This is a genomic window from Oligella sp. HMSC05A10 (assembly GCF_001808335.1).
GTDB classification, from domain to species: domain Bacteria; phylum Pseudomonadota; class Gammaproteobacteria; order Burkholderiales; family Burkholderiaceae_B; genus Oligella; species Oligella urethralis.
The window spans coordinates 60,404-66,981 of sequence record NZ_KV792871.1; the positions used below are offsets into that span (position 1 = coordinate 60,404).

General features: G+C 47.1%; 6 protein-coding genes. 2 read left to right on the forward strand and 4 right to left on the reverse strand.

Going from position 1 to position 6,578, the window contains the following annotated elements; translation table 11 throughout:
• Position 1 precedes the first annotated feature (1 nt).
• The 4 genes from torD to HMPREF3144_RS03270 all read right to left on the reverse strand — a co-directional run bounded on the left by torD (position 2) and on the right by HMPREF3144_RS03270 (position 5,067).
• A complete protein-coding gene (gene torD, locus HMPREF3144_RS03255; RefSeq protein WP_246823846.1) occupies positions 2 to 745 on the reverse strand; it encodes a molecular chaperone TorD in 744 nt (247 codons plus the stop codon).
• 179 nt (positions 746 to 924) lie between these two features.
• Positions 925 to 3,465 carry a trimethylamine-N-oxide reductase TorA gene (gene torA, locus HMPREF3144_RS03260; RefSeq protein ID WP_070476383.1) on the reverse strand — a complete coding sequence of 847 codons (2,541 nt, stop codon included), beginning with the start codon at positions 3,463 to 3,465 and terminating at the stop codon, positions 925 to 927.
• Positions 3,466 to 3,482: 17 nt separating this feature from the next.
• Entirely contained in the window at positions 3,483 to 4,733 is a 1,251-nt protein-coding gene (torC, locus tag HMPREF3144_RS03265; protein WP_246823848.1) for a pentaheme c-type cytochrome TorC, read from the reverse strand.
• Between the two features lie 139 nt (positions 4,734 to 4,872).
• Positions 4,873 to 5,067 carry a periplasmic nitrate reductase, NapE protein gene (locus tag HMPREF3144_RS03270; RefSeq protein WP_018026978.1) on the reverse strand — a complete coding sequence of 65 codons (195 nt, stop codon included), beginning with the start codon at positions 5,065 to 5,067 and terminating at the stop codon, positions 4,873 to 4,875.
• Positions 5,068 to 5,759: 692 nt separating this feature from the next.
• On the opposite strand from HMPREF3144_RS03270, the gene HMPREF3144_RS03275 reads away from it, so the two are divergent.
• Both HMPREF3144_RS03275 and HMPREF3144_RS03280 read left to right on the forward strand, forming a co-directional pair.
• Entirely contained in the window at positions 5,760 to 6,146 is a 387-nt protein-coding gene (locus tag HMPREF3144_RS03275; RefSeq protein ID WP_018026977.1) for a DMT family transporter, read from the forward strand.
• Complete coding sequence (locus tag HMPREF3144_RS03280; protein WP_018026976.1) at positions 6,143 to 6,457, forward strand: DMT family transporter; 315 nt, start codon at positions 6,143 to 6,145, stop codon at positions 6,455 to 6,457. The genes HMPREF3144_RS03275 and HMPREF3144_RS03280 overlap by 4 nt, the downstream gene beginning before the upstream one ends.
• Positions 6,458 to 6,578 lie beyond the last annotated feature (121 nt).

The window sequence follows — 6,578 nt, forward strand, 5'->3', positions numbered from 1 at the left end:
ATTAGTGGAGGGTCTGCTTGTGACTCGGGGAGGCTGAAACTGCTGTATCGTCTTCAGTCAGCGCTTGCTCATTCGCAGGCTCATAACGCATGGCTTGGGCATCAGCACGCACATAGCTTAAGAGTAACTGACCCATGGCAGGATAAAAGGTATAACGCAAATGTGGAATTTGTTCGAGCCGCTCTGCCCACTGCGGCAACCAAGAAAGCAAGGCCTCGCTGAGGAATTCATACTGCTCATTGACCTGACGTTCAATCTCGTGCGGATCGTTTAACTCGGCCGCCTCGCTACACCAATCCGCCATCACCGCCAAATAAACCACTAAATGATCAGCCGGTTCCCTGAAATCCTCGTGCAACTGCAACTGATTCCCTTGTAAAAAATCACTCATGCGCTGATTGGCTTCGCCGTAAAGCAACTTTTCTTCACTCAAATAATAGGAAGCATAGGGTAAGGCGGATTGACGACTATCCAACAAAAAGCAGGAGGCAAAATCCGCCATTAGCTCAATGCGCTCATCCTCTGTTCCCTCAAGTGTTGAGGTAAAAGCTTGCAAGCGTGCCACTTCCTGCTCGAAACCAATATGCTCAAGCACTGCCAATAAGCTATCTAGCTGAGTACTACTATAAAAGGCAAAGGCCTGTTTTGATAACTCGCTCGTAAAAGCGCCAGCAAACCAGCCATAAAAAGCAGCGCGTTGTTGGTTGATTTGTTTCCAGTGTTGTTCTAGCTCTAAATCCATCATTTGCTTAGCGTAAAAATAGAAAATCCAGCCTGTTGTTAGCGGATAATGTAATTGAATGCTTCAGTCACAAAAGGCTGCGCCACTTGTGCAGCCTTTTAGTAATTAAGTACTAATAGCGAAAGACTTGACCTGTATGGCTCCTGACAACGCAGGAGCCATTACACACCCTAAGACAAGGCTTAAAGCGCTTTCTCCTCTTCCGGCTCCGGCTGCCGTTCCACTGGGTTACCCTGGATATCGACCTCAATCGGACCACCGAAAGAAGTGACTGGCGGCGCTTCGCCACGGAAAAACTCCACTTCCACCAAACAAGTATTGGCACTTGGTCCCTGCGCTAACTGCGAGGTGCCAATATCCAGGGTCAAGGTATTCGGGTCACCGTAGGTATCCAAGGCGCCGATTTCTGGCCCTGTCGGACCATACCATGCCCCCTCTTGAATGCGTACAATACCCTTAGGGAAGTTAGGCGACACCACCAAACCGGCGAGCAATTGACCACGGTCATTAAATACCCGTACTAAATCACCAGACTTAAGACCGCGCGCCATCGCATCTTCGGGTCCCATATAGATTGGCTCTCGACCTTGCACCGTATAGACGGCACGACGCGTTTCGGATTCATTCGTTTGCGAGTGCAAGCGCGTATCCGGGTGCACCGACTGTAACCATAAAGGATACTTGTCAGAACCAGGTCCCCCATGCGAACGCTCGATTTTCTCCATCCAAATCGGATGGCCCGGGCAATCCTCATAACCGTAGCTCGCAATACGACGACTAAAAATTTCAATGTAGCCAGACGGTGTCCCTAAGGCATTCACCTCTGGATCCTCGCGGAAAGCGGCATGACGTACCCAATTCGGCCCTTCTGGAAACAGCACATAGCCGGTTTCCCAAAACTCCTCAAACGGCGGCATCGGGATATCTTTGCGCATATTTTCTGCACGACACTCATCGTACAAGAAACGCACCCATTGCATCTCGTCCATATTGCGACTGTATTCGATATCGCGATTCATACGACGGGCAAAATCACGCCAAATTTCAAAGTCGGAACGGGAGTGATACAAAGGATCCACCAATTTATGCATCGCAATAATCCCACGGTTCGAGTAGGAACCATAAGCATCTAAGTCATTGCGCTCATAGGGGGTACACGCCGGCAACACAATATCGGCAAAACGACATGTAGCGGTCCAGTTATAGTCTACTGATAGTACTGTCTCCAGCTCTAAATAGGCCCGCTTCATATGGTTACGATCCTGGTGACGGTGCCACTGGTTACTACCGGAGAAAACGGCCATTTTATAGGGTGGCAAGGTCACCTCATTGCCATTAAAGTTGATCTTTTTACCAGGCTCCAACAAGGCATCAACTACACGTGCCACCGGAATCACTGAACTATAGCCCTTATAGTCGGTGCTATTATGCTTTGGCGTACGTCCGGTATCCAAGTTTAAGGGGAAGCTACCCGGCATTGAGGCACCGGAGGAGTTAACCCCCACCGAGCTATAGTGGTGTGAGTAACTAATACCGCCACCCGGCAAACCAAACTGACCCAGCATGGTGGCAATAATCGCCCCCATCCAATATGGTTGCTCACCATGCTGTTGACGCTGAATAGCCCAACCAAACATCAATTGCGTGCGACTACCGGCCATTAAACGTGCTAATTCACGGATGCGTTCAGCCGGCACACCACAAATCGCTTCAGCCCACTCTGGCGTTTTTTCAACCATATCAATGGTTTTACCCATCAGATACGGTGTAAAGTCGTCAAAGCCCATGGCGTAATCATCAATAAACTGACGGTCATACAGCTCCTCGGTATAGAGGGTGTGCGCAATCGCCAACATCAAAGCCACATCTGTCATTGGATTAACATAGAGCTGCTCACACTCAAGGTAATTTTGCGTTTTACTCTTGACTGGGTCAACCGTGATCACCTTGATCTTGCCCTCGGCAATACGTGCTTTGAGCTTTTCAAAATAGGCAAAGGCCTCGTGTGTTTCGGTATTCCAACCGACTTGCAAATTCTTAACCGGGTCACTAGCCCAGAAAATCAAGGTCTCCGTTTCTTCTAAGATAATATCCCAGGAGGTACCCTGAGAATAAACCTCGGTCGAACCTAAAATATAGGGCATAATCATCTGCCCAGCCCCAGTAGAATAGTCACCCGCAGTACCAACACCATGACCATGCATACCCACCGCACGCAACATGTGGTTACCACAGCTATGTACCTGACCTACCGAACGCCAACCGACGTTAGCAATGTGTAAAGCCCACGGACCGTATTGGGTTTGAATGCGCTCTAGCTCTTCGTACAACAGATCCAGCGCCTCATCCCAACTGACGCGAATAAAACGATTATCACCACGTTGACTACGATCGCTATGTTGACGCTTACGATACCAATCCAAGCGCACCATCGGATAACGCACACGCGAGGCACTATAAATCACATCCATGGTGCCATCTAAAATAGGCGTCGGGTGCTTATCAAACTCAAAAGGCTTAATTTCAACCACACGGTCAGCTACCACACGGGCGCGGAAAGCCCCCCAGTGAGCACCAGAAAAGCGCCAACGACCCAACTCGGCATCAGGCATGGTCGTGCTTTCTTGTGCCTTAACAATGGAAGAACCGAGTAAAAAACTAGGAACTGAAGCCACACCCGCAGTGGCTGCCAACCCCTTAATAAATTGACGACGTGTAAACATAAAAATCCTCCTAAACCCTATGGACGCGCAGATTGAATCGTACCCTCAAGCGCTGATTGACTCGCGGTAGCAAAGTCAGAAGAATTCAGCTGTAAGTACTTAAGCACCACGTCGGCTGTCTCACTATCCATATTGGTGAAACCAACCATACCGGCAAATAGGCCCGGCCATTGGTTCGCATCATGAGACGCAGGTTGAGGCTGGCGGTGACACACACTACATGCGCTGTCATAACTATGACGTGCGATATCCCAAATCGGCTCCACACTGTTTAACAAGGTACCGGGTTCAATCCAAACACTCGCACTGACTTTTTGCCATTCCAAGCCAGTCATTTCATCCATGCGTGACTCAAGTACCTCAATAAAATCTGAATCCTTGAGAACACCACGATTTAAAATGGCATTGGTCACGTTCATACCGAAGCTGTTATACCAAACACGCGCTAGACCCTTATTTTTACGCCACAAATCCAATTCAACTTCTAAGGCACCATCAACGTTCTGTAAGATCTTAACTGGCGTACTGACTTCAATAGAACCGATTTCCTTAGTTAAGGTCTGATCTGCGTAGATTTTTTGTGGTACCACGGAGACATAATGACCGCCCGCTTTGACCGACACATGGCTGGCTTCAGATAACAAGGAGTCAAAGGCGGGGTTACCTGCACCCCTGATCTCAGGCAATTCGTGCGCAATACCACGGTGACAATCAACACAGCTGGCATTACGCTCTGCTGCACTACGCATCATCATTTGCGAAGTAACCTTCATCTTGTCAAAGTCCATACTGTCGTAGTCATGGCAGTTACGACATTCCTTGGAATTATTTGCCTTGAAACGTGCCCATTCACGTTGCGCCAAGACGAGACGGTGCTCTAAAAACTTTTCACGGGTACCGATAGTTCCCACCACGTGGCTCAAGACCTCACGTGAGGCCTGCATTTTACGTGCAACTTTATCCGTGAAGCTATGTGGTACGTGACAATCCATACAGTAGGCACGAACCCCTGTACGATTCTTCCAGTGCACCGTCTTTTGAAGCTCTGGTAATAAGTTATCACCCATCGTATGACAGGAAATACAGAATTCCTCGGTGTTGGTGTAATTCATGCCGGCATTAAAACTGGCCCAAAATCCAATCCCAGCAATAAAACCGCCGGTGACCAACAATCCTAAACCAATGCGACGCGCTGGACGCGTAAACCAGTCGTAAATCCAGCGAAATAGATTCGCGATCGCACGAAATATAGCTTTGATAATTTTCATCGCTAAATTACCCTTAATTATGTGTGCAAAGACAAAGCAGACGAGTCAACCCCTTAACTTTGAGCCCATCTACTCTCAATAGAAAACCACCGCCTATGATCTCCACAAGCGTCATTAACACGGCGACAAAAACTCCTGCTTAAGGTCCAGGCGGCCCCCAAAACAGCATTTGCCCGAACCAAACCGCAAAACCATAAGCACAGATGAGGAGCAAGGTAAAAATAGGCAATACGATAAAGCCCATTAATAAGAAGCGCTTCCACTCTGACACTTTTTTGCCGTCTGATTGAAGCGTCTTTTGATCCTGGATATTGGTAGATTGAGTTTGACTCATAGCGGACTCCAAAAAACTTCAAACAACAACGAAAAGTAGGCTAACAGAAAAATCACAATAACACAAAGCCGTTTATAGTGTAAGCAAATCAAATGACGCAATGAAGTCAATAAATACAACAGCAGACTTAAGATTGGCGCTACATAATTTTGTGTCGAAAACCATCGCTAATCGTTCTAATACATCACAATGGCAGATTTTTGTAAAGAGAAATACTGCGTGACAATTAAAAGACTAGGGCTAACCCTAACAATTGTATTCTAAACCCTAGACTCACTATCAAACGTTGAGCAAAATCAATGAATACACCAGTTTAGAGAAGCCGTATGTGCGCTAGTGTTAAGTTAAGGGAGTGCTTATTGTTTTCAGAAATCATCGATGTAGCAGCGACATCCTTCTTTGAATAGAATCCATGCTATAATTGCCACCACGAATGGTTCCTGAAACTTTTTTATGTCTTTTTTAAGCATCGTTCCTCAATTTTCTACACCCTTTCTTCAACATCACCATTTCTACGAAATCGGCTGGCGCGGCGGTCGATAGCGTTACTTCCTTCCTCTTAGTTGTCTTCCCCCTGTGTGTTTAATCGTTATTAACACACCATCTAATTAACAATTCAGACGTACTTGCAATTACAAGATGCTTATGTCGTGTGCCATCACAGCAAAAAGCGACGTCTAAACGAGGTTCACATGTATTATTGGCTCATGTTATTTCTGGCAATCGTGGCAGAGGTAATTAGTACTATTGGCATGAAGTATGCATCCCTAAGTTCGCCGCTCCTTGGTTACCCCTTGATGGTGGCCATGATTTCATTTTCCTTTTATGCCTTTTCCCGTGCCGTCGTGCGCATTCCACTGGCCGTTTCTTACGCCATTTGGGAGGGCTTGGGCTTAAGCTTAACGACCATGGCGGGTATAATGCTCTTTGGCGAGTACCTTAATCTCAAAGAGATTATTGCCATTGGCTTAATGATGCTAGGACTCATGCTTATCACCTTTGATAGCACAGCGGATGAAAGCGCTAGTAAAGCAAAACCGTCAGCAGAACAATCCACAAGCACGGAGGTGGCGCTATGATTATTCCAGCCTCTTTATTATTAGGATCCGTGACGCTCGATCTCCTCGCCAATTATTGCGTTAAACGCTCCAAAGGCTTTAAGAAAAAAGTCTGGGCCGCAGGCAGTATTATCTTTATTATCTTGGCCTTTGTTTTACTGAGTTTTGTCGTACGTTATATTCCTCTGGGCATCGCCTATGCTGTTTGGGGCAGCTTGGGTATTTTAGGTACCGTCGCCATTGATCGCATCCTCTTTAAGTCGCGCTTAGGCAGACAAGGCATCACTGGCGTGGCGATCATTGTGATGGGAATTATTATTCTGCAAATTTAGGGGCTATGGAGGCTGCGGCTGCTGACTAGTTTTTTTGCAAGCCAAGCGCTTTTCCAATCTCCCTGAACAAATCGAGTAGGGTGAGGCTTGCACCTCATCCCTCTCACAGAACCGTACGTAC

Coding starts and splice junctions, on each gene's coding strand:
- torD (WP_246823846.1), bottom strand. CDS start 745: ATGATGGATTTAGAGCTAGAACAACACTGGAAACAAATCAACCAACAA.
- torA (WP_070476383.1), bottom strand. CDS start 3,465: ATGTTTACACGTCGTCAATTTATTAAGGGGTTGGCAGCCACTGCGGGT.
- torC (WP_246823848.1), bottom strand. CDS start 4,733: ATGAAAATTATCAAAGCTATATTTCGTGCGATCGCGAATCTATTTCGC.
- HMPREF3144_RS03270 (WP_018026978.1), bottom strand. CDS start 5,067: ATGAGTCAAACTCAATCTACCAATATCCAGGATCAAAAGACGCTTCAA.
- HMPREF3144_RS03275 (WP_018026977.1), top strand. CDS start 5,760: ATGTATTATTGGCTCATGTTATTTCTGGCAATCGTGGCAGAGGTAATT.
- HMPREF3144_RS03280 (WP_018026976.1), top strand. CDS start 6,143: ATGATTATTCCAGCCTCTTTATTATTAGGATCCGTGACGCTCGATCTC.